Here is a 23,157-nt window from a genome sequence, read left to right as displayed (position 1 = left end):
CACCGATGTCCGACGTCCGCGTCGTCGTCATCGACTGCACGGATACGGGAGCGTCGCCACCGACGGCGACCGAGCCGACCTGGATCTGCCGGCTGGCCCGGCGCTCGGCGAGCCGGGGCGGCACCTCGGGGATGTCCAGAGAGACAAGGCTCATGATGTGACTCGCTCACTCCTGGCCCCGTACTGGGCCAGGGAGGTGGTGATGGTCTGCGCGATACGGTCGGGCGTCAGCCCCGCGTCCGCCAGCAGCTCTCCGCGGCTGGCATGGTCCAGGAACTCCTGGGGGAGGGCGAACCGGCGGACCGGCGTCGGCGCGTGGGCCTCGTCCAGCGCCTGTGCGATCGCCGCGCCCACCCCGCCGACGACCCCGTTGTCCTCGATCACGGCCACCAGACGGTGCTCGGCGGCCAGCTTGACCAGCGCCGGCGACACCGGCTTCACCCACTGGGGATCGGCCACGGTCACCGTCACCCCGGCCTCCGTCAGCGCCGCGCCGGCCGCGAGCGCGGTGCCCGCCATCGCGCCCACCGCGACGATCAGCACCTCCGCCCCGGAGCCCGCCCCGCCCGCGAGGATGTCCACGCCCTCCACCTGGCCGACGGCCTCGATGTCGGGGCCGACCGGGCCCTTGGGATAGCGGAGCACGGTGGGGGCGTCGGTGACCTCCACCGCCTCCCGGAGCTGCGCCCGCAGCCGGGCGCCGTCGCGCGGCGCGGCCAGCCGCAGCCCCGGCACCAGTTGCAGCAGGGACAGGTCCCACATGCCGTTGTGGCTGGCGCCGTCGGTGCCGGTGGCACCGGCCCGGTCCAGGACGAAGGTCACCCCCGCCCGGTGCAGCGCCACGTCCATGAGGACCTGGTCGAAGGCCCGGTTGAGGAAGGTCGCGTACAGCGCCACCACCGGATGGAGGCCGCCCGCCGCCAGCCCGGCGGCGGAGGTCACCGCGTGCTGCTCGGCGATGCCCACGTCGAACGTCCGGTGCGGATACGCCTCCGCGAACGCGTCCAGACCCACCGGCTCCCGCATCGCCGCCGTGATCGCGACGACATCGGACCGGTCCGCCCCGATCCGCACGATCTCGTCCGAGAACACCGCGCCCCAGGAAGGGGCGGAGGGCTTGGCGGGAGCGGACGGGGAGGGCGCGGCGCCGATCGCGTGGAACCGGTCGCCCTCGTGCTCCTCGGCGGGCCGGTGGCCCTCCCCCTTGCGGGTCAGCACATGCACCACGACCGGGCCGCCGAAGTTCTTGGCCAGCCGCAGCGCCGCCTCCACCGCCCCCGTGTCGTGCCCGTCGACCGGTCCGACGTACTTCAGCCCCAGATCGGCGAAGAGGCCCTGCGGGGCGATGACGTCCTTCAGCCCCTCCTTGGCCCCGTGCAGCCCGCCGTAGAGCGCGTGCCCGATGACCGGGACGTTCTCCAGGAACTCCTTGCCGCGCCGCAGGAACCGCTCGTACCCGTCCGAGGTGCGCAGCGTCATCAGATGGTCGGCCAGACCGCCGACGGTGGGCGCGTAGGAGCGCTCGTTGTCGTTGACCACGATCACCAGCGGCCGGTCCCTGGCGGCGGCGATGTTGTTCAGCGCCTCCCAGGCCATGCCGCCGGTGAGGGCGCCGTCACCGATGACCGCCACGACGCTGCGGTCGTCCAGGCCGCGCAGCTGGTGCGCCTTGGCCAGCCCGTCCGCGTACGACAGCGCCGTCGAGGCGTGCGAGTTCTCGATGATGTCGTGCTCGGACTCGGCCCGCGACGGGTAGCCCGAGAGCCCGCCCCGCGAGCGCAGCAGGCTGAAGTCCTTCCGCCCCGTCAGCAGCTTGTGCACATAGGCCTGGTGGCCGGTGTCCCAGAGCAGCCGGTCCTTCGGCGAATCGAAGACGCGGTGCAGGGCGATCGTCAGCTCCACCACACCCAGATTGGGCCCGAGGTGACCGCCGGTGCGGGAGACCTCCCGGATGAGGAAGCCCCGGATCTCCCGGGCCAGCCCGCCGAGCGAGGCCTCGTCGAGCCGGCGCAGATCCTCCGGCCCGTCGACGGTGTCCAGTATCGGGGTCCCGGATGCGTACGGATCGTTCGGCCTAGTACCCAAAGCGCACCTCCATGGTGGGTTGCAGAGCGAGATCCACACCCGTGACCGTCCGGTCGACGGCGATGAGGATGTTGTAGTGGTTGGGGAAGTGGCAGCCGTCGTAGCCGAGCACGGTTCCGATCCGCCGCCCGTTCAGCGTCACCCGGTCGCCCCGGTCGATCACTCCGCCCCGCGAGATCTCCACGAAGCCGAGGAAGCCCACCCGGTCGACGACCGCGCCCGCGGTGGTGTCGTGCTGGTCGGTGGTGACCAGCTCATGGATCTCGTGCCGGCGGACACAGCGGCTGCCGAACTCCTCCAGGACCATGCCCCGGTCCTCGCGCCGGTGGGTGAGGACCTTGACCAGCTCCCCGCGCACCTCGGCCTTCGGACCGTCCTCGGCCGGGTTCACCGCTGCCCCTCCTTCTCCAGCCGGTACACGTCCGACACCAGCTCCAGCGCCGCGAGACCGCCGCCCGAGCGGTCCTCGCCCGCCGCCAGCGCGCCCGCGAAGTCCCGCAGCACACCGATGTACTCGTGCCGCAGCGACGACTTGAACCCGTGGTGACCCGCGAGCATGTCGGCGTGCACGGCGGTGCCGTCGGAGAGCCGGGCGTCGACATCCTTGCGCTCGCCCTCGTACGACCAGTCCAGCTCGACCCGGGCGGTCGCGCCGTTCCGGGCGCGCAGATCCACGGTGGCCTGCCGGTCGACCCCGTCCGCGTCGCGCACCACCTTGGCGGCGACGACCTCGACATCCCCGATGATCTGGCGGACCGTGTCGAAGGCGTTGGGCCCGTTGTCGGCCACACAGCCGCCGCCGCAGCGCGCCGGATCGAGATACCAGCGGTCGCTGCCCGCGTGCTCCTCGATGCGCTCCAGATAGCGCACGGTGAGCGACTCCACCGGGGTGTGCGCCGGGACCCGCTCCAGCAGCGCGAGGACATTGTCGTTGTACCGGCGGTGGAAGGAGGTGAAGAGCAGCACCCCCCGCTCCCGCGCGGTGCGCACCAGCGCCCGGCCGTCCTCGGCGGTGGTCGCGAGCGGCTTCTCCACACAGACCGCGACCCCCGCCTCCAGGGCCGCCCCGCACACCTCGGCGTGCACATCGTTGGGGACGTTCACCACCACGGCGTCCAGCTCCGCGCCGGCCAGCAGCGCGCGGTGGTCGGTGTAACAGGGGACGCGCCCCTCGAACTCCGCCAGCGCGTCGGGCCGCAGATCGCACACGGCGGCCAGCTCCAGCCCGGGGAGCGAGTCGAACGCCGACACATAGAACTTCGAGATGACCCCGAGTCCGATGATGCCGATACGGGTACGCCGGGTCATGCGCCTGCCTCCATGGGGATCTCCGCGCCGATCTGCCGGGCGACCGCGGTCAGTTCCGCGTACAGCCCCTTGCTCACCGGCACTCCGTCTGCCCGTGCCGCCGCCTCGTACGCGGCCTCGCGCCGGCCGGGGTAGCCGACCGGGGAGTCGGCCGACACCGGCGGGCAGTCCAGCAGGCTCCGGAAGAGCCCGCCCGCGTCGCCGAGGAACTCCTGCTCGGGGCGGAGCGCCCCGGGGGAGACGGCGATCACCAGGAAACCTATGTCGTCGTCCCGGCCGGTGGGCCCGCCGTTCCCGGTGAAGGCGTCGGGCGAGGGGCCGAGCCCCGCGCCGGGCACCAGCGCGGCCAGCACCTCGACCAGCAGCGCCAGACCGTACCCCTTGTAGGCGCCGGTCTCCGGCCGGCCGCCCAGCCACATCGGGAAGCCCTCGCCCCGGTCCAGCGCCCCCGGATCGGTGACCGGCGCGCCCTCGGCGTCCTGGAGCCACCCCTCCGGGATCGGCCGGCCGGCGCGGGCGGCCTCGCGGACCTTGCCCGTGGGGACGGCGGTGGTGCTCATGTCCAGGTTGAACGGCGGCAGCCCCGGACCGGCGGGCGCCGCGATGGAGAGCGGGTTGGTGCCGAGCATGGCGTACCGGCCGCCCGGCGGGCGGGCGATCCGCTGCCCGCCGCAGTTGGAGGCGAGGATGCCGATGGCGTTCCTCGCCACCGCCCGCGCGGTGTGGTGCCCGGCGCAGCCGAAGTGGGTGCCGTTGCGCACGGAGACCATGCCGATGCCGTACTCGGCGCTGCGCGCGACCGCCAGGTCCATGGCCTCGCTGGCCGCCCACAGCCCCAGGCCGCGCCGGGCGTCGATCAGCACCGCCGCGCCCCGGTCGGCGAGGATCTCGAACTCCGCCGCCGGATCGGCCCGCTTGTCGTCGAGGAGCGGCAGATACAGCCGGGTCAGATTGGCCAGCCCGTGCGAGCGCATGCCCGCCAGGTCTCCGTACAGCAGCGCCTCGGCGGCGGTACGGGCCCGTCCGTCCGGCATCCCCCGGTCGGCGAGGACGGCGGTGGCCAGCGAGAGCAGCGTCTCGTAGGGCACCCGCACATCGGTGGCGTAGTCGGCTGGTTCCGCGGTCGTGGTCATGGATGTCCGTTCGTTGCTCGGGCGAAGTGACTCAGGAGGGAGACCACGCTCGCGGCGTAGCTCTCCAGCTCCCGCGCGTCGGCGAACTCGCCCTGGGCGTGGGCGTTGTTGAGGTCGAGATCGCCGGGGCCGAAGGCGGCGGTGTAGGTGCCGGGAACGCCGTCCAGCCAGATGGCGTCGCAGGTGAACGAGGGTTCGTCGGCCGGGACACAGGGCAGGCCCGCGCCGGTGGTCAGCAGGGATCTGGCCCAGGGGTCGTCCTGGTCGACCAGGGCCGGCAGCCCCCGCTTCAGCCACTCCACCGCGGTGACCTCCTCCGCCTCGTCGGCCGTCAGCGCGAAGTCCGGCACCGGGCGGAAGCGCTCGGTGAAATCGGCCAGACCGCGCTTGACCTCGGCCTCCAGGGCGGCCTCCAGCCGGCGGCCGGCGGCGGTGTTCTCGTACGCGAGGTTGAGCAGCAGCTCCCCGGTGCCGTAGACCCGGTTGTGCAGCGGCCCGGTGCGCAGCCCCGCCACACAGACCCGGGTGCCGTCGTGCCGGCCGGAGAGCCGGTGCGCCAGATGCTGGGCGAGATGGCCGAGGAGCACGGTCGCGTTGTGGCCGCCGCCGGGCCGGTCGTCGATGGAGTCCAGTCCGTCGACGGTGACCCGGGCGGTCATCGCCGCGGTGGAGCGCGGCAGCAGCCGGGAGCCGGTGGGCTCGCAGAAGAGGTTGATCCGGCCGTAGAAGCCCTGCTCGATGAGGGGCCGGGTGCCGAAGACGCCCATGGCCCCGCCCTCCTCGCCCGCGACGAGCTGGATGAGCACCCCGGTGGTCCGCCCCAGCTCCGGCACCCGGTCCACGGCGGTCCGCAGCGCCGCGAGCAGCGCCACCGCCGGTCCCTTGTCGTCGATGGCGCCCCGGCCGTGGAAGCGGCCGTCCGAGTACCGGGGCGGCTCCCAGTCGCTGACCGTGTCCAGATGGGCGTTGAACATGATGGTGCGCTCCCGGGGCAGCTCCGGGCCCAGCCGCAGCACCGTGCTGGGCTGGCACTCCAGGAAGTCCGGGATGTCCGCCATGGCCTCGCGGACCATGCGCGGGACATCGGGGCGCTCCAGGGCCGAGGGCGGCGGCGCGCCGTGGTGGACCACGGTGAACCCCAGCTCGGCTGCGGCCTCGGCGTAGGCGAGCTGGGCCTCGGCGAGCCGGGGCCGGGGGCCGTCGGCACCGGTCTCCAGCAGCCCCACGGTGGGCAGTTCGAGCAGCCGGAGCAGCAGCTCGCGGTCGGACGGCAGCAGCGGGACGTGGTTCATGCCAGCTGCGCCGCGACGGCCGCGGCCGCGTCGTCGAGGAGCTTCTCCAGGGCCCGTCCGTACGCGACGAAGGTGCTCACCCCGTCGGTGCCGGCCGCCGCCAGCGACTCGTGCGGGCGGACGTTGATGTGCGGCTCGATCGACCAGGCGCCCCGGTAGCCGTGCCCGATCAGCAGCCGCAGCGCGTCGCCGACCCGGCAGCGGCCCTCGCCCGGCAGGACGTAGTGGACATCGGACGGATCGCCCACCGCGTCCTTGATGTGGACATGCGCCACGTGCGGGGCGATCTCCGGCAGCAGGTCGTAGGTCTCGTACCCGTGGGCCACCCCGTTGCCGGTGTCGAAGAGCAGCTTCAGCGCCGGGCTGTCCACATGGTCGAGCAGCCCGAGCATGCGGGCCGGATCGCTCGCCGCCCACCCCGCGCAGTTCTCGTGCAGCAGGACGACCCCGGCGCTCTCGGCCCGCGCCGTCAGCTCCCGTATCCGCGCGTGGACCTCGGCCCGCCACCTCGGCTCGGGACGGCCGTCGTTGGGATAGGACATGATCCGGATGTACGGGGTGCCGAGCCGGGCGCACCGCTCGGCGAGGATCTCCAGCTCCCGCAGGTCCTGTGCGAAGTCCGAGTCGACCGGACGGGCCCAGTTGGCGATACGGGAGTCGACGCACGCCACCCCCAGACCCGCCCCGGCGAGCCTTCCGGTGAGACGGTCGAAGGCGTCCTCGTCCAGGTCGGCGAGGGCCGTGCCGTCGACATTGCGCAGCTCGATCAGGTTCCAGCGCAGCTCGGTGAGGGCGGAGAGCTGAGTGTCCAGCGCCTCCCCGGCCTCGTCGCCGATACCGCACAACGGGAAGGCCGGGGGCGCGGGAGTGACTTCAGCCGGCATGGCGTACCGCCTCCTGACGGAGAGACAACGGGGACAGCGAATCCGCCAGGCACAGGTCCTTGGCGCTGGTGAGCAGGGCGACCACCTGGGCCTGGAGCTCGAAGTCGGCGCGGAGGTCCGCACCGGCGGCGAAGTCCCGGTACACCCGGAACACACAGGCGGTCAGGGCCTCGTCGTGGAACAGCTCCCGGCCCGCGCCCACCCCGGGAACATCGGTGCTCAGCTGGGCGTAGGAGTCCATTCCGCTGGTGGGGTAGTGGCCCGTCACCGTCCCGGCGGCGAACTCCAGCCGGATGCTGCGCTCATTGATGGGCGAGGTCAGATCGGAGGTGACGGAGGTGCGGACTCCGCCGTCGTGCTCGATGGCCAGCCGCGCCGAGCCCATGTGCGGGACCACGCGCTCACCGATCCGCGCGTCCGTCCAGGACGCGCCGGTCACCCGGCCCGAGCCCGCCAGCCGCAGCGCCACCCCCACCGAGTGCGGCGGCTCCACATCGAACGCGGTCGGATGGCTGGGCGTGGCGAAGGTCCGGGTCAGCCGGGGCTTGTGCTGCCGGACGGCGATCGAGCGCAGCTCCCCCAGCTCGCCGGCGCCCACCAGCTCCACCAGCCGCAGCGTCAGGGTGGAGTGCAGCCAGGGGGCGACCACGGCGAGCCGCAGCCCATGGGAGTCCCGGATACCGCGCAGCCGGGCCACCACCGCATTACCCGTGCCTATCGGTTTCTCCACCAGAATGGAGCGGAATCCGAGTTCGGCGAGTTCCAGCAGAGTGGCCGCGCGGGAATCCGGTGGTGTGCACAGATGGACGACTGTGTTCTCCGGGTCGAGTTCCGCGCGCGCCTCGGCCAGGGACGCCACCCGCTTCAGCTCGCGCGGATCGATGTCCCCGGGCGGGACGAACGGGTCGAATCCCAGGGGAACAGCGGGCGCGAACAGCCCGCCCTCCGGGGCACTCCGCCGTAATGTCCGCAGGACCGGCAGGTGAAGACCTCGTCCCGACCTTCCCAGTCCGACGATGAACGTCTTCAGCAACGGATAACCCCGCCTTCTTGGTCAGAGCCGAGCAGCCGATGAACGGCGCGTTGACACGGCGCGCAATTGATCCGGTGTCGCCGGATTCCGGTTCACCGGTCTCCACGGCAAGGGGAATTCCGAACGCCCCGCAGTGCAGGCTAGGCCGCTCACCCCGTCCTTTCGAATGACAGGTTGCTGCCGGTGCGGCCCCGGCCGGGGCCGCAGCGACCTGCTATGGCGGCCGTGCCGAAGCGGTTTCTAGGGTGAGGTCCCGTTCAGCAGATCCCGGTCACGAACACAGGCAATGCCGGCCGCGCGGACCGCGCGGCAGGGGGAGGAGCCCGATGAGCGTCGTCGGCAACATCACGGCGGACCAGCAGACCGGCCACGAGGACGACTATCTCTTCGACTCGGGCTGGAACCGCGAGTCGGAGCGGCTGCGCGCCAATGAGTCCCTCTGGGACCAGGGCACCGTCGAGCGGCTCGAACGCCTCGGCGTCGCCGCCGGCTGGTCCTGCCTCGAAGTCGGCGCGGGCCAGGGCTCCATCGCCCAGTGGATGGCCGAGCGGGTCGGCCCCACCGGCCGGGTGCTCGCCGCCGACCTCGACACCGAGCCGCTGAAGTGGCTGGAGAGCCCCCCGGTGGAGCTGCGCCGCCTCGATGTGCGCACCGACGAGCTGCCCCGGGCCGCCTTCGACCTGGTGCACGCCCGGATGGTCCTCCAGCACCTGGAGGACCCGGCGGCGGCCGTCCGCCGGATGGCGCGGGCGCTGCGGCCCGGCGGAGTGCTCTTCATCGAGGACACCGACGCGCTCACCCTCTTCCGCTCGGCGGTCTCCGAGGACTTCCTCAAGGACGTCCACACCGCCGCCTACCGGGTGATGGAGCAGACCGGCTACTCGATGCGCGGCGGCCACTTCGACCACCGGGCCGCGCTCGACGCCGGACTGGAGGACGTCTGGGCCGAGGGCCGGGCGGTGATGGTGCAGGGCGGCTCGCTCCGGGCCCGGATGTATGTGCTGTGGCTGGAGTACCTCCGCCCCAAGCTGCTCGCCCAGGGCCTGCTCACCGAGGAGCGCGTCGACGAGGCCGTGCGCGCCATGAACGACCCGGCCAACCACTGGCTGAGCCAGGTCCTCATATCCACCTACGGCCGCAAGCCCGCCTGACGGCCGGCCTCCACGACCTCTCGACGAAAGGCGGACCCGCGCATGGCGGTGAGGACCGCGATGTCCTCGGCGGCCCCGGGCACATCGAAGCTCAAGGCGTACGCCAAGCTGGGGAAGCTGGCCTTCTTCGACTTCTACCTCTGTGTGCTGGTCGTGTGGACCGCGCTGCCCGGCACCGAACTGTGGGCGGCCGGCACCTGGACCACCCTGCTGCTCTTCCTCCTCGGCCAGGTCGGCGTCGTCGCCGCCACCGTCGCCTTCGACGACCTCACCGGCGTCCGCGACGGCAGCGACGCCCGCAACTACACCGCCGAGTCGGGGGCCCTGCGCGACCTCTCCCGCAAGCCGCTGCTCTCCGGGGCGCTCACCGTCCAGGAGGCCCAGCGGTTCGCCTGGACGATGGCCCTGTGGGGCGTACTGCTGTGGACCGCCACGGCCGCCTTCGCCCCGCACCAGCCGCTCTGGGCCTGTGTGCTGCTGCTGTACGTCGCCCTGACGTCGATGCAGTACTCCTACGGGCTCAAGCTCAGCTACCGGGGCGGCCAGGAACTGCTCCTCGTCTCCTCCGCGAGCCTGGTGATCGTCCTGCCGTACGCGCTGATCACCGGCGCTGCCACCGGGCTCATCGTCCTGGAGTCGGTGCTCTTCGGCCTCTGGAGCGTGCTGGTCTCGCTCTACTCGAACATGAACGACATCGAGGGCGACCGGCTGGCCGGCCGCCGCAACCTGGCCACCATGACCGGGCCCGCCGCCTACCGGGGCGTCATCACCGTCCTGACCGCCGCCGAACCCGCGGCCGTCGTCGTGGCCGTCGCCGCGGGCGCCGTGCCCTGGTGGTTCCTCGCCGTCACCCTGCCGCTCTTCGCGCTCCGCGCCGTCCAGCTCCGCACGGGCGTCGTCCGCCGCGAGGCGCTCGCCGCCCGTGTCCTCGGCATCAAGTGCCAGCGCCTCGGGGTAGTGCTTCTGATGGCCGGCAATGTGCTCGTGGTCCACGTCGCCGGATGAGACCCGGAAGGAGTGGTGAGGAGGAGGTGGCCGGGACGGCGGCGTCGCCCGCCGGCGGGCCGTCGCGGGCCGCCGTCCTGGCGAACCCGGCCGCGGTCGTCGCCGGACTGGTCGCCGTGGTGGTCGCCTACGCGGGCCCGCTCGCGGTCGTCTTCCAGGCCGCCGACGCCGCCGGGTTGCCCCCCGCCACCCTGGAGTCCTGGGTGTGGGCGGTCTCCATCGGCAGCGGGGTCACCGGAGCGGTGCTCAGCTGGGCGTACCGCGTCCCGGTCGTCATGGCCTGGTCGACGCCCGGCGCCGCGCTGCTGGCCGCCGCCCTGGACGAGTACACCTTCGCCGAGGCCGTCGGGGCCTATCTGGTGGCCGCCGCGCTCACCGTGCTGGTCGGGGCGACCGGCCTGTTCGGCGCCCTCATGCGGTGGATTCCGCCGACGATCGCCTCCGCCGTGCTCGCCGGCATCCTGCTGAAGTTCGGCATCGGGCTCTTCCTCGCCGCCGACGGCGATCTGTGGCTGGTGGGGCTGATGCTCGCCGCCCATGTCGGCTGCCGGCGGCTCGCGCCCCGCTGGGCGGTCGCCGCCGCGCTGCTCACGGGCTGCGCCCACACCCTGGCGACCGGCCGCTTCCGGGGCGGCTCCTTCGATCTCGCGCTCGCGGTGCCCCAGTTCACCGCACCCGACTTCTCGCCCGGCGCGATCACCGGGCTCGCGCTGCCCCTGTTCGTGGTGACGATGGCGTCCCAGAACGCCCCGGGCATCGCGGTGCTCCGCGCCGCCGGCTACCGGCCCGACGCCGACCGGCTGGTGCTGGCCTCGGGGATCGCCTCCGCCGCGATGGCGCCCGCAGGCGGTCACGCCATCAATCTGGGCGCCATCACCGCGGCGATCTGCACGGGCCCGGAGGCGGACGCGCGGCCCGAGCGCCGCTGGGCCGCAGGCGTCCACTGCGGAGTCTTCTATCTGATCGCCGGCGCCCTGGGCACCGCCGTGGTGGGACTCTTCACCGCGCTGCCCGGGGCACTGGTGGCGGCCATCGCCGGGATCGCCCTGCTGGGCGCCCTCGGCGGCGCGCTGGCCTCGGCCACCGAGTCGCCCGCGCACCGCGACAGCGCGCTCGCCGCGCTGCTGCTCACCGCGTCCGGAGTGGAGCTGTTCGGTATCGGCTCCACCTTCTGGGGGCTGCTGCTGGGCACCGCCGTCCATCTGGCGACGGTCCGGCGCGACCCCGCACCGGGCAGCTGAGACGGCCGTCGGACTCCACGGGGGTGGGTCCGACGGCCGTGCGCTGCCGTGATCGATTTCCCTGACACCACGGAGGGCTGAGGCGCTTATGCACCGCCGGATCTGCATCATCGGAATGGGGCCACGCGGCTTGTCGGTGCTGGAGCGCGTCTGCGCCAACGCGCGCCACGACCCGGCGTCCGCCCCGGTGACCGTGCACACGGTGGACGACCACGCGCCCGGCGCGGGCGCGGTCTGGCGCACCGGGCAGTCACGGCGGCTGCTGATGAACACGGTGGCCGGGCAGGTCTCCGTCTTCACCGACGACAGCGTCGCGATGGACGGCCCGCTGGAGCCGGGCCCGAGCCTGTACGCCTGGGCGAGCGCCCTCACCCGGACGGCACCGGAGCACGGACTCGACGCCGAACTCCTCGCCGAGGCGCGGTCGCTCGGCCCCGACACCTATCCCACCCGCGCGCTCTGCGGCGCCTACTACCGGTGGGCGCACGGGCGCGTCGTCGACGGCGCCCCCGCCGGGGTCACCGTGGTGGCCCACCGCTCCCGGGCGGTCGCCCTGGACGAGCCCGGCGGGCCCGGCGGCGCCCAGCGGGTGACCCTCGCCGACGGCACCGTCCTCGGCGGTCTGGCCGCCGTGGTCCTCGCCCTCGGCCATCTGCCCCTCGAACCGACCGCGCAAGAGGCCGAGTTCGCCGCCTTCGCCGCCGGTCACGGCCTGGTCTATGTGCCTCCCGGCAACCCGGCGGACCTCGATCTCTCGGTGCTGCCCGCCGGTGAGCCCGTCGTCCTGCGCGGCCTGGGCCTCAACTTCTTCGACCACATGGCGCTCCTCACCGAGGGGCGCGGCGGGCGGTACCGGCGGGTCGGGGGGCGGCTGGTGTACGAGGCGTCGGGCGCCGAGCCCGTGCTGTACGCGGGCTCCCGGGGCGGGCTCCCGTACCACGCCAGGGGCGAGAACCAGAAGGGCCCGTACGGGCGCCACGAACCCCTGCTGCTCACCGCCGAGTACGCCGTGAAACTGCGGGCCCACCGCCCGGAGGGCGCCGCCGGCGCGGACTTCAGGGCCGAGCTGTGGCCGCTGATCGCCGGGGAGGTGGAGATCACCTACTACAGCCGTGTCCTGGCCGGCCGGGAGCGGCCCGCCGAGATCGAACGGTTCCGGGTCGACTGGATCGCGAGCGCCGCCGACGAGGCCGGCCGGGCGGCCGTGCTGGAGCGCCACGGCATACCGCCCGAGGAGCACTGGGACTGGGACCGGGTGGCCCGGCCGTACGCGGACCGCGACTTCACCGGCCCCGACGACTTCCGCGCCTGGGTCCTCGGCCATCTGCGCGAGGATCTCGCCGAGGCCCGCCGGGGGAATCTGGAGAGCCCGCTCAAGTCGGCTCTCGATGTGCTGCGGGATCTGCGCAACGAGATCAGGCTCGCCGTCGACCACGGGGGAGTCGCGGGGGAGTCGTACGCGGCGGATGTGGACGGGTGGTACACGCCGCTGAACGCGGCGCTCTCGATCGGGCCCCCGGCGCGGCGCGTCGAGGAGCTGATCGCGCTGATCGAGGCCGGGGTGGCGCACATCATGGGCCCCGGGCTGCGGGTCGGGGCGGACCCGGTGACGGGCAGGTTCACGGCGGAGGCGGCGGGGGTGCCGGGGTCGCGGGTGGCGGTGCGGGCGCTGGTGGAGGCGCGGCTTCCGGTGGTGGACGCGCGGCGGAGCGCGGAGCCGCTGCTGCGGGGGCTGCTGGAGGGGGGCGGGTGCAGGCCGTACCGGATGGCGGGGGGTGGGGTTCCGTACGAGACCGGGGGGGTCGAGGTGACGGGGCGGCCGTACCACCTGGTGGATGGGGAGGGGAGGGGGCATGGGCGACGGTTTGTGCTGGGGGTGCCGACGGAGGGGGTGCACTGGGTGACCGCGGCGGGGATTCGTCCGGGCGTGGGTTCCGTCACCCTCACGGACGCGGATGCGATAGCCCGCACCACGCTCTCTCTCCCACTCCCACCCGAAGGCTCCACCCCGTGAGCCCCCGGGTGCCCCGCTTCCCGCGGGCCCGGGTCGGGGGCCGGCCCCCGAACCCCCGCGCCTCAAACGCCGGCGGGGCTGGGTGTGCTCGGGTTCCCGGCGGGGCCGGGGTTGCTCGGGTCTCCGGCGGGGCTGGGTGTGCTCGGGTTCCCGGCGGGGCCGGGGTTGCTCGGGTCTTCGGCGGGGCTGGGTGTGCTCGGGTTCCCGGAGGGGCTGAGTTTGCTCGGGTTCCCGGCGGGGCCGGGGTTGCTCGGGTCTTCGGCGGGGCTGGGTGTGCCCGGGTTCCCGGGGAGGCCGGGTGTGCTCGGGTCTTCGGCGGGGGCGGAGCGCCCGGTTCGGCTGGGGGCGCCTGTCAGAGGCGGCTCTGACTGACCCCTTCGCACAGGAACCCCCACCACGCGAGACACACAACCAACGGAGCCCCCCTTGTCCCTGCTCTCCCCCACCACCGCCGGCACCCCCATCGAATCCGCCGTCTCCGACCACGCCTGGCTCCAGGCGATGCTCGACGCCGAGGCCGCGCTGGCCCGGGCCGGGGCCCTTCTCGGTACCGTTCCCCCGGGCGCGGCCCGGGTCATCAGCGACGCCGCGCGCGCCGAGCACCTCGACCCCGCCGCACTCGCCCGGGAGGCCCGCCAGTCGGCCAACCCCGTGGTCGGGCTCGTCCGGGCGTTCACCGCCGTCGTCGCCGAGCGGGACCCCGGTGCCGCCGGCCATCTCCACCAGGGCTCCACCAGCCAGGACATCCTGGACACCGCCACCGTCCTGGTCGCGGACCGCGCCCTCCGGCTGATCCTCGCCGATCTGCTGCGCACCGCCGGTGCCCTGCGGACCCTCGCCACCACCCACCGCGACACCGTCATCGCCGGCCGCACCCTCGCCCTGCACGCCGTGCCCACCACCTTCGGCCTCAAGGCCGCCGGCTGGCGGCATCTCGTCCTGGACGCGGCCGACCGGCTCGTCCGCCTCCTCGACGGCGGCCTCCCCGTCCAGCTCGGCGGCGCCGCCGGCACGCTCGCCGGCTATCTGGAGCACGCCCCGGACACCACCACCCCCGCCGCCCACACGGCGGCGCTCACCGAGGCGTTCGCCGCCGAACTCGGGCTCGCCGCACCGCCCATCCCCTGGCACACCCTGCGTACCCCCATGGCGGACATCGCCTCCGCCGCCGCCCTCACCACCGGCGCCCTGGGGAAGATCGCCGTCGATGTGCTGTCGATGACCCGCACCGAGGTCGGCGAGGTCCACGAACCCGCCCCGGCGGGCCGCGGCGCCTCCTCCGCGATGCCCCACAAGCGCAACCCCGTCCTCTCCACCCTCATCCGCTCCGCCGCGCTCCAGACCCCGCAGCTCGCGGCGACCGTGCTCGGCACCCTGCCGAGCGAGGACGAGCGCTCCGCCGGCGCCTGGCACGCCGAGTGGCAGCCGCTGCGCGAGCTGCTCAGGCTCACCGGCGGCGCGGCCCACCAGGCCGTGGAGCTGACCGGACAGCTCACCGTCGACGAGGGGCGGATGCTCGCCAACACCGCGCTCACCGGGGGGCGGATCGCCTCCGAGCGCGTCGCCGCCGTCCTCGCCCCGCTGCTCGGCAGGGCCGAGTCCCGCCGGCTGCTCAGCGAGGCCTCCGGCACCGCCGCCCGCACCGGCGAGCCGCTGGCCGCCGTCCTCGGCGCCGACCCCGCCGTCCGCGCGGTGCTCACCGAGGAGCGGACAGCCCGGCTGCTCGACCCCCGGGGGTACACCGGCGCCGCCGCCGCGCTGGTGGACCGCGCGCTCCACCGCGAGCCGCCCGCCGTGCCCGTACCGCCCCGAAAGCCCTAACAGGTGTTTGCCATAGCCGCACCGCCTATTTCCTGGGGAGTATTTACTCCAGAGGGCCTGTCTGAAAAAGAGCGGTCCCCGCGATGCAACTCGAAGGGATGCATGTGCCCACGACCCAGGAAGCAAGGTCCGGCTCCTCCGGCGCCACTCGGAAACGGGTGATTCTGGCGGAACCCCGAGGGTTCTGCGCCGGAGTGGACCGCGCCATCGGCATGGTGGAACAGGCACTCGACACCTATGGCGCACCGGTTTACGTGCGCAAGGAGATTGTGCACAACCAGCATGTCGTCAAGGAACTCGAAGGCCGCGGCGCGGTGTTCGTCCACTCCGAGGAAGATGTGCCCGAAGGGGCGATCTGCATCTTCTCCGCCCATGGTGTCTCTCCCGCCGTGCGGGAGAACAGCGCACGTCAGGGGCTTCGGGTCATCGACGCGACCTGCCCCCTGGTCTCCAAGGTCCATCAGCAGTCCCGGCGTGCCGCGGCGAGCGGCCACACCATTTTGCTGATCGGCCACGCCGACCACGAGGAGGTCGAGGGCACCGTGGGAGAGGCCCCCGAGAAAACCATCGTGGTGGAGACGGTGGAGAGCGCCCGCACCCTGGACATACCGGCCGGCACCAAGCTCTCCTTCCTCACCCAGACCACCCTGTCACTGGATGAGACCCGCGATATCATCGACGAATTGACCCGCAGGTTTCCCGATATTCAGGGACCGGGCACCGGCGATATCTGCTATGCGAGCCAGAACCGTCAGAACGCGGTCAAGGAAATCGCCGCCGAGAGCGATCTGCTCCTGGTCGTCGGATCGGACAACTCCAGCAACTCCGTGCGCATGGTGGAGGTCGCCCGAGGTCTGGGCACCGCCTCCCATCTCGTCAACGACGTGACCAAGCTCGACGAGAGCTGGCTCGACGGTGTGGACACCGTCGGAGTCACCTCGGGCGCCAGCGCGCCGGAAATCCTGGTGGAACAGCTCCTGGAGCGGCTCGCCGCACTCGGATACGGCGGGCGCGACACCGTGCGGACCGCCGAGGAGAATGTCGTCTTCGCCATTCCCGGCAGCCTCTTCGAGCACGTCGGACGCGAGTCCTGAACTCCGCCCGCCCTTCGCACATCTCACACCGAGGTATTTGACATGGCCAATGTAACGCTGGCAGAGAGCGCGGTTCTGTCGTCGCCCGCAGATGTGCGGGACACCATCATGGAGAAGGTGGAGCAGCGCCTCGCCGGGCTGTTCCGGGACGAGCGGGCGAACTGGCGGGATCTCAACCCCGACTCCGTCGAAATCATCGGCTGCATCGCGGACATGGTCGTCAGCGGCGGCAAGCGGATGCGCCCCGCCTTCTGCATCTCGGGATATCTCGCCGCGGGCGGTGACCCCGAATCCCCCGACATCGTGGATGTCGCGGCGGCGCTGGAACTCCTGCACACCTTCGCCCTGCTCCACGACGACGTCATGGACGCCTCCAAGCTCCGCAGGAACGAGCCGACGGCGCATGTCCTCCACGCGGATCTGCACACCCAGCGCTCCTGGAAGGGCGACCCCCGCCGCTACGGCGAAGGGGTGGCCATGCTCGCCGGGAACCTCGCCTTCGTCTACGCCAACCGGCTGGTCGCCTCCTGCTCCCCGCCGGTCCAGGCGATCTGGGACGAGCTGTGCACCGAGCTGATGGTGGGCCAGTTCCTCGACATCCGCGCCGCCGCCCGGTTCCGCCCCGACACCGAACTCGCGCGCTGGATCGCCCTCTTCAAGTCCGGCCGGTACACGGTGCAGCGCCCGCTCTCCCTCGGCGCGGCCCTCGCCGGCGACACCGGGCTGCTGCCCGCCTTCGCGGAGTACGGACTCGCCGTCGGCGAGGCGTTCCAGCTCAGGGACGACCTGCTGGACGCCTTCGGGGACGCCGAGGTGACCGGCAAGCCGGTCCGGCTGGACTTCGAGCGCCACAAGATGACCCTGCTGATGTCCTACGCGATCAGGGACGACGCCACGGTCGCCGCGGAGGTCGGCGACGATCTCTCCGCCGTCACCCCGGACCGGCTCTACGACCTGCTCGTCGGGGCGGGCATCCACGACCGGGTGGAGGCGGTCATCAAGGAGTGCGTGGAGGCGGCCCACACGGCGGTCGGCGGCGCCGGCATCGACGCCCGCTGGGCGGCGGAGCTCTCCGTGATGGCCGACGCCGCCGCCTACCGCGACCGGTAGGGTCCGCCGTCCGGACCGGGGGCGCCACGGCGGGACCGGACACCGGCCGCCCGGCGGCGGACGCCCCGGCGGAGGCCGCCGCCCCGGCGGGCTCGGGCTCCTGGCCGGCTCCGAGAGTCCCGCGAGATCCGGGCGAGAGGCCCCCCGGGCAGGCTCGCGAGGGACGGACGGCCCGGCGCGACCGCCCCGGGCCGAACGGCGCGAAGGGCAGCACCGCCCCCGGGTCCCGCAGGGACCGCCCCGGGCGGCCGCCCCCGCCTGGAAGCGAAAGGCTCGACCCATGCGCACGGTTGTCGTCCTCGGCTCCACCGGATCGATCGGCACACAGGCCGCCGATGTGATCACCCGCAACCCCGGCCAGTTCTCCGTCGTCGGCCTCGCCGCGGGCGGCGGCCGGGTGGAGCGGTTCGCCCGGCAGATCCTCGACCTCACCCCGGCCGTGGTCGCCGTCGCCGCCGAGGCGGCGGCCGGTCCGCTGGCGGACGCCGTCGCGGCGGAGGCCGCCCGGCGCGGGCTGCGGCCGGGACAGTGGAACACACCCAAGATCCTCTCCGGTGCCGCCGGGGTCGAGGAGGTCGCCGCCCACCCCGCCGATGTCGTCCTCAACGGCGTCACCGGCGCCCTGGGCCTGACCTCCACCCTCGCCGCCCTGCGCGCCGGCTCCACTCTCGCGCTCGCCAACAAGGAGTCCCTCATCGTCGGGGGCGAACTGGTGAAGCGGGAGGCCCGGCCCGGCCAGATCGTCCCCGTCGACTCCGAGCACTCCGCCCTCGCCCAGGCGCTGCGCGGCGAGCGCCGCGCGGATGTCCGCCGGCTCGTGCTGACCGCCACCGGCGGACCCTTCCGGGGCCGTACCCGCGACCAGCTCGCGGAGGTCACCGTCGCCGAGGCACTCGCCCACCCCACCTGGTCCATGGGCCCGGTGATCTCGGTGAACTCGGCCACCCTGGTCAACAAGGGGCTGGAGGTCATCGAGGCGCATCTCCTCTTCGACGTGGACTACGACGACATCACCGTCATGGTCCACCCCCAGTCCGCGATCCACTCGATGGTCGAGTTCACCGACGGCGCCACCATGGCCCAGGTCAGCCCGCCCGATATGCGGCTGCCGATCGCGCTCGGCCTCTCCTGGCCCGAGCGGGTGCCCGGCGCCGCGCGCACCTTCGACTGGACCGCCGCCCAGACCTGGGAGCTGTCCCCGCTCGACGACGAGGCGTTCCCCGCGGTCTCCCTCGCCCGGCGGGCGGGCAGGGCCGGCGGCAGCGCCCCGGCCGTCTACAACGCCGCCAACGAGGTCTGTGTCGACGAGTTCCTCGCCGGGCGGCTGCCCTTCCTCGCCATCGTCGACACCGTCGCCGAGGTGGTCGCCGAGGAGCGCGACAGCTCCGTCTCGGCTCTGGAGGACGTCCTCGCCGCCGACGCCTGGGCGCGGACCAGGGCGCGCGAGATCATCGCCCGCGAGCAGTACGGGCGGCGCGGGTAGCACCCGCCCGGGCGGTCCGGCGGAGACATCCGGCCGGATCACCCGGGCGGCCCCGCGCTTCCGTTTGAGCGGGCCGGGGCCGGGGGGAGACTCCCCGGCGTACCCCGGACCGCTCGCCCACGGAGGATGGCCATGGCCCGTGTTCCGCTGAACCCGAGGACCGGCTGGTCCGGACGGCTGATGGGCCGTGTCATGCGCCGCCGCTACGGCGGCTGGCTGCAACCGGTCCTCGCCGCGTCGCACCAGCCGCAGGTACTGCGCACCATGGGCCTGATGGAGTGGAGCGTCGGCCGCTGGAACCGGCTCGACCAGACCCTCAAGAGCCTGGCCACCTCCGCCGCCGCCGTGGCCCTGAACTGCTCCTGGTGCATGGACTTCGGCTACTGGGAGAACCACCACAAGGGCGTCGACCCGCGCAAGCTGCGCGCGGTGCCCCACTGGCGGGAGAGCGGCCTCTTCTCGGAGGTGGAGCGCGAGGTCATGGCGTACGCCGAGGCCATGACGGCACTCCCCGTCGCGGTCACCGACGAACAGGTCGCCGGGCTGCGGGCGCGCCTCGGTGACGCGGCCCTGGTCGAGCTGACCGCGATGATCTCGATCGAGAACCAGCGCTCCCGCACCAATCTGGCGCTCGGGCTGACCAGCCAGGGCTTCCGGGAGCGGTGCGAGGTCCCCGGCCGGCAGCCGCGCTGAGCCCCGCGCACCGGAGCGCACGGCGGCGGGCACACGACAGCGGTCCCGCAGTGGGGAACCACCGCGGGACCGCTGTCGTCGTACCGCCCGAGCCGGACCGCTCAGGTGCGTGTCCCCGGGGCCACCGGGTCCGCGCCGTCCTGCTGCCGGGGCAGCGGAGCCGGGTCGTCGCCCTCGCGCAGCCCGATCTTCTCGTGCAGCAGCCGCAGCGGCTTGGGCGCCCACCAGTTGGCACCGCCCGCCAGCCGCATGAAGGCCGGCACCAGCAGACCGCGCACCACCGTGGCGTCCATGATCACCGCGAGCGCCAGCCCGAGGCCGATGGCCTTGAGATAGGTGATGCTCGATGTCATGAAGCCGGCGAAGACGATGGCGATGAGGACCGCGGCGGCCGACACCAGGGAGCCGGTCCGGCCGAGCCCCTGCGCCACCGACGCGACGTTGTCGCCCGTCTTCTCGTACTCCTCCTTGATCCGGGAGAGCAGAAAGACCTCGTAGTCCATCGACAGGCCGAACGCCACACAGAACAGGAGCATCGGCACGCTCCAGGTGATCGCGTCGGTCACCGTGAAGCTGCCGATGACACCGTCCAGATGCCCCTCCTGGAAGCCCCACACCAGCACACCGAAGGTGGCGCTGAGGCTGAGCATGTTCAGCACCAGGGCCTTCAGCGGCAGCAGCACACTCCCGGTCAGCAGGAACAGCAGAACGAGGGTGGAGCCGCCGATGATGCCCAGGGCCCAGGGCATCTTGGACGTCAGCGAGTTGAGCGAGTCCTCCAGAATCGCCCCGGGACCGGTGACCTGGACCGCGAAGGGCGCGTCCGTGTCACGGATCTCCCGCACCAGCTCGCGCCCGGCGTCATTGGTCTCCGGCTCCTTCGGGACCACCTTCAGATACACGGAGGTCTCCGCGGCGAACGCGGCGGACGCCGGTCCCGCCGGGGCCGCCTGCTTCCCCTGGACATAGGAGCCCGTGTAGGTGTCCACCCGGGACACCCCCTCCATCCGGGACAGCTCCCCGGCGTAGCCGCCGACCTTCGCGGCGGCCCGCGCGGGGTCGCCGACCTCGCGCATCACGACCAGCTCCGAGTGGTTCTCCTGCGAGGAGTACCCCTCCCGCAGCGCCTTGCCGACCTGGAAGGAGCTGGCCGACGACGGCAGTACGCGCTCGTCCGCCAGGCTCATCCTCAGATTCAGGAACGGCGCCCCGAGCAGCAGCAGCACCGCGACCGCCGCCAGGCCGATGGGCAGCGGGAAGCGCATCACCACCGTGGCCGTGCGGTGCCAGAAGTTCTTCTCCTCCTCCGGCTTCTTCCGCTTGAGGACCTGGAGGCTGTTGATCCGGGGTCCGAGCACCTTCAGCAGCGCCGGGAGCACCGTCACCGAGACGAGCGCGGCGAAGAGCGCCACCGGAATGCCCGCGTAGGCGAACGAGCGGAGGAAGTAGAACGGGAAGACCAGCAGACCGCTGAGGGCGAGCGCGACCGTCACGGCGGAGAACGCCACCGTCCGTCCGGCCGTCCGCATACTGGTGATCAGGGCCTGGTCGGTGCTTGCCCCGCGGGCCAGCTCCTCCCGGTACCGGCTGATGATGAAGAGGCTGTAGTCGACCGCGAGACCCAGCCCCAGACCGGTGGTGATGTTCATCGCGAAGACCGACACATCGGTGAACATGCTCAGCAGCCGCAGAATGAAGAAGGCGCACGCCATGGTGAGCGTGCCGATCACCAGGGGCATCGCGGCGGCCACCACCCCGCGGAAGACGAAGATCAGCACGATGAGCAGGACCGGCATCGCGATGGCCTCGGCCTTCACGAGATCCTTCATCGTCTGCTCGATGATCTCCTCACTCGCCTTGGCGGTGCCGCCCTGGCTGATGTCGAGTCCCTCGACCGTGCCCTCGTAACTCTCGGCGTGGTCCGCCATCCACTTCTGGACGTGGTCGTCGTCGCCCTTGACCCAGGCCATGATCAGGGCGCTCCGCGAGTCGGTGGCCCGCAGCGCCTCCGGCCGGCCCGTCGACCAGTAGGAGTACGCCTCGGTGACGTCCGGCTCCTTCGAGAGACGCTCGGTCACCTTCGCCGCGGCGGCGGCGACCGCCTCGTCGTCGACGCCCCGGTCGTCCTCCACGAGCAGCACCAGATTGGGCTGTCCCGCGTCGAACCGCTCTTCCAGGAACTTCGCTGCCCGCGCCGACTCGGTACTGGTGTCGCTGTAGCCGCCGGCCGAGAGCTTGGGGAACACCGTGGCTCCCACGGCGGCGGCGACTACGAACAGCAGCAAGCTGGCGTAGAGAAGGCGCCTGCGCCGCTGCAGTACGGCTTGGGCCAGTCTCTGGAGCATGTGTCTCCTCAGTAGGTTCCGTCCCCACCCCCGCACCCGGCCCCGGGCCGGGACCGCCGTGCACAGCGGTCCCGGCCCGGGGCCGGACTTCAGGGACGAGGACCCATCAGGTCGTGGCCAACAGTGAGTTGGCCGCACGGATGCCGGTGCGCATGGACGCCTCGGCGGTGGGGCAGCCCAGGTAGTCACCGGCGAAGACCAGCGGACCGCGCTGCTCCCGGGCGAGCTGGGCCGCCCGGCGGTAACGGCCGGGCTCCGGCCACATCAGCCCGACCGGGCGCTTGACGATGTGGAACGGCTCGGCGTCCTTCGGGAAGGCGGGCCACAGCTCGGGCGCCATCTCCAGCGCCCGGGCGTACTGCACCTCCTCGGGAGCGTCGATCAGCTCACGGGTCGCCTCGCGGCCCATGTAGACGAAGGTCAGCTCCTTCTCGATGTGCCGGCCGTCGTCCGTGATCAGCGTCTTCGGGACGGTGATGATGCTGCGCACACTGCGGGTGCCGGGCCCGGCGGGCACGATGTGCTCGCCCGAGGGCATCCGGCCGCGGTCGATCAGGAAGGAGACCGACAGCGCGGGCTCGTACCGCTGGGTCTCGGCGAACCGCAGCATGTGCGGCGAGGCGATCTCACGCGGCAGCGAGGCCGCCAGCTTCGCCGTCACCGGCGCGGTGGTGGCCAGCACGACCTCGTCGAACGTGTCGGTGACCGCGTCGCCGTCCGCGCCCGACGCGGTGATCCGTATCCGGTTGTCGCCGTCCACGGACAGCTCCGAGACCTCGGCGTTCAGCCGGACCTCCGCACCGCCCGCCATCCGCTCGGCGACGGTCTCCATGCCCCGTCCGAAGACATAGAACTTGGAGCCCACCACATTGGCGAGCATCGCCATGACGTGCGCCTGCGAGATCTCCTCGCAGCGCCACAGCCAGAACGACTCGATCATCGGCCGGATCAGATGCTGGTAGGCGTTCTCGCCCATGGCGTCGCGGGCCCACTCGGCCGCCGATGTGCCGTCGTCGAACGCGGCGAGCTGCTCCGGCTCGAACAGGTCCAGCTTCGAGCGCTTGGCCGTCAGCGCCGCCGAGGTGGCGAGGAAGCGCAGCTTGTCCCAGGCCCCGCTGTGGGCGTAGTTGACGAGCGTGGAGATCTCGTCGGCGACCAGGTTCACCGGCTTGCCGTTGGCCACCACCACCATGCTGTTGCGCATCTCGACCATGTCGTGCTCCAGGCCGTACTCCTTGATGCGGTCGAACAGCTCTCCGTAGAACGTGGTGAACCAGAGGTTGATCCCGGTGTCCGGCTCGATCTCCGGCCGGTGCCAGGAGCGGGCGCGCCCGCCGAGGCCGTCCGCGGCCTCGTAGACGGTCACCTCCCGTCCGGCCATGATGAGTTCGCGCGCGGCTGCGCACCCGGACATCCCGCCACCGACCACCGCAACGCGACGAGTCCTGGGCATGGTTGGCCTCCT

At 72.7% G+C, this 23,157-nt stretch carries 18 protein-coding genes and 1 pseudogene; 9 read left to right on the top strand and 10 right to left on the bottom strand.

The window, feature by feature from the left end; genetic code table 11:
• The 8 genes and pseudogenes from ACWCRA_RS07940 to ACWCRA_RS07905 form a co-directional block, all read right to left on the bottom strand.
• Positions 1–154: pseudogene (locus ACWCRA_RS07940) on the bottom strand (flavodoxin-dependent (E)-4-hydroxy-3-methylbut-2-enyl-diphosphate synthase); the annotation flags it as partial.
• On the bottom strand, positions 151–2,085 hold the full coding sequence (dxs, locus tag ACWCRA_RS07935) for a 1-deoxy-D-xylulose-5-phosphate synthase (protein ID WP_451067041.1): 1,935 nt from the start codon (positions 2,083–2,085) through the stop codon (positions 151–153). The pseudogene ACWCRA_RS07940 and the gene dxs, both read right to left, overlap by 4 nt.
• Positions 2,075–2,476, bottom strand: coding sequence for a DUF6917 domain-containing protein (locus ACWCRA_RS07930; RefSeq protein ID WP_351552165.1), 402 nt, complete (start codon positions 2,474–2,476; stop codon positions 2,075–2,077). Before ACWCRA_RS07930 ends, dxs begins: the two co-directional genes overlap by 11 nt.
• Positions 2,473–3,393 carry a Gfo/Idh/MocA family protein gene (locus ACWCRA_RS07925; protein WP_451067040.1) on the bottom strand — a complete coding sequence of 307 codons (921 nt, stop codon included), beginning with the start codon at positions 3,391–3,393 and terminating at the stop codon, positions 2,473–2,475. The genes ACWCRA_RS07930 and ACWCRA_RS07925 overlap by 4 nt, the downstream gene beginning before the upstream one ends.
• Complete coding sequence (locus ACWCRA_RS07920) at positions 3,390–4,526, bottom strand: Ldh family oxidoreductase (protein ID WP_451067039.1); 1,137 nt, start codon at positions 4,524–4,526, stop codon at positions 3,390–3,392. Before ACWCRA_RS07920 ends, ACWCRA_RS07925 begins: the two co-directional genes overlap by 4 nt.
• Positions 4,523–5,818 carry a M20/M25/M40 family metallo-hydrolase gene (locus ACWCRA_RS07915; RefSeq protein ID WP_351552156.1) on the bottom strand — a complete coding sequence of 432 codons (1,296 nt, stop codon included), beginning with the start codon at positions 5,816–5,818 and terminating at the stop codon, positions 4,523–4,525. The genes ACWCRA_RS07920 and ACWCRA_RS07915 overlap by 4 nt, the downstream gene beginning before the upstream one ends.
• On the bottom strand, positions 5,815–6,702 hold the full coding sequence (locus ACWCRA_RS07910; RefSeq protein WP_451067038.1) for a sugar phosphate isomerase/epimerase family protein: 888 nt from the start codon (positions 6,700–6,702) through the stop codon (positions 5,815–5,817). The genes ACWCRA_RS07915 and ACWCRA_RS07910 overlap by 4 nt, the downstream gene beginning before the upstream one ends.
• A complete protein-coding gene (locus ACWCRA_RS07905; RefSeq protein WP_451067037.1) occupies positions 6,692–7,735 on the bottom strand; it encodes a hypothetical protein in 1,044 nt (347 codons plus the stop codon). Before ACWCRA_RS07905 ends, ACWCRA_RS07910 begins: the two co-directional genes overlap by 11 nt.
• Positions 7,736–8,061: 326 nt before the next feature.
• Here ACWCRA_RS07905 and ACWCRA_RS07900 point away from each other — a divergent pair, with 326 nt between their 5' ends.
• The 9 genes from ACWCRA_RS07900 to ACWCRA_RS07860 all read left to right on the top strand — a co-directional run bounded on the left by ACWCRA_RS07900 (position 8,062) and on the right by ACWCRA_RS07860 (position 19,347).
• The gene (locus ACWCRA_RS07900; protein WP_351552147.1) at positions 8,062–8,886 is read left to right on the top strand and encodes a class I SAM-dependent methyltransferase; all 825 of its coding nucleotides are present in this window, start codon (positions 8,062–8,064) and stop codon (positions 8,884–8,886) included.
• A 42-nt stretch (positions 8,887–8,928) separates the two neighbouring features.
• Complete coding sequence (locus ACWCRA_RS07895) at positions 8,929–9,891, top strand: UbiA family prenyltransferase (RefSeq protein ID WP_351552144.1); 963 nt, start codon at positions 8,929–8,931, stop codon at positions 9,889–9,891.
• Positions 9,888–11,132, top strand: coding sequence for a benzoate/H(+) symporter BenE family transporter (locus ACWCRA_RS07890; RefSeq protein ID WP_451067036.1), 1,245 nt, complete (start codon positions 9,888–9,890; stop codon positions 11,130–11,132). The genes ACWCRA_RS07895 and ACWCRA_RS07890 overlap by 4 nt, the downstream gene beginning before the upstream one ends.
• Positions 11,133–11,247: 115 nt before the next feature.
• On the top strand, positions 11,248–13,146 hold the full coding sequence (locus ACWCRA_RS07885) for an FAD/NAD(P)-binding protein (RefSeq protein ID WP_451067035.1): 1,899 nt from the start codon (positions 11,248–11,250) through the stop codon (positions 13,144–13,146).
• A 426-nt stretch (positions 13,147–13,572) separates the two neighbouring features.
• Positions 13,573–14,967: a class-II fumarase/aspartase family protein gene (locus tag ACWCRA_RS07880; RefSeq protein WP_451067034.1), complete on the top strand. Its 1,395-nt coding sequence runs from the start codon at positions 13,573–13,575 to the stop codon at positions 14,965–14,967.
• An 83-nt stretch (positions 14,968–15,050) separates the two neighbouring features.
• Entirely contained in the window at positions 15,051–16,061 is a 1,011-nt protein-coding gene (locus tag ACWCRA_RS07875; RefSeq protein WP_351552132.1) for a 4-hydroxy-3-methylbut-2-enyl diphosphate reductase, read from the top strand.
• Between the two features lie 42 nt (positions 16,062–16,103).
• Positions 16,104–17,171: a polyprenyl synthetase family protein gene (locus ACWCRA_RS07870; protein WP_351552129.1), complete on the top strand. Its 1,068-nt coding sequence runs from the start codon at positions 16,104–16,106 to the stop codon at positions 17,169–17,171.
• A 280-nt stretch (positions 17,172–17,451) separates the two neighbouring features.
• On the top strand, positions 17,452–18,654 hold the full coding sequence (gene dxr, locus ACWCRA_RS07865; protein WP_451067033.1) for a 1-deoxy-D-xylulose-5-phosphate reductoisomerase: 1,203 nt from the start codon (positions 17,452–17,454) through the stop codon (positions 18,652–18,654).
• Between the two features lie 132 nt (positions 18,655–18,786).
• On the top strand, positions 18,787–19,347 hold the full coding sequence (locus tag ACWCRA_RS07860; RefSeq protein WP_351552124.1) for a carboxymuconolactone decarboxylase family protein: 561 nt from the start codon (positions 18,787–18,789) through the stop codon (positions 19,345–19,347).
• A gap of 101 nt (positions 19,348–19,448) precedes the next feature.
• Here ACWCRA_RS07860 and ACWCRA_RS07855 read toward each other — a convergent pair whose 3' ends face one another.
• Positions 19,449–21,692, bottom strand: a complete 2,244-nt coding sequence (locus ACWCRA_RS07855) for an MMPL family transporter (protein WP_451067032.1) — start codon at positions 21,690–21,692, stop codon at positions 19,449–19,451.
• Between the two features lie 106 nt (positions 21,693–21,798).
• Positions 21,799–23,145, bottom strand: a complete 1,347-nt coding sequence (locus ACWCRA_RS07850) for a protoporphyrinogen/coproporphyrinogen oxidase (RefSeq protein WP_351552118.1) — start codon at positions 23,143–23,145, stop codon at positions 21,799–21,801.
• Positions 23,146–23,157 lie beyond the last annotated feature (12 nt).

This window comes from Streptomyces sp. NPDC001889, assembly GCF_053594535.1.
Note: the sequence above shows the minus strand (reverse complement) of the source record. Positions and strands in the feature narration are given on the sequence as shown.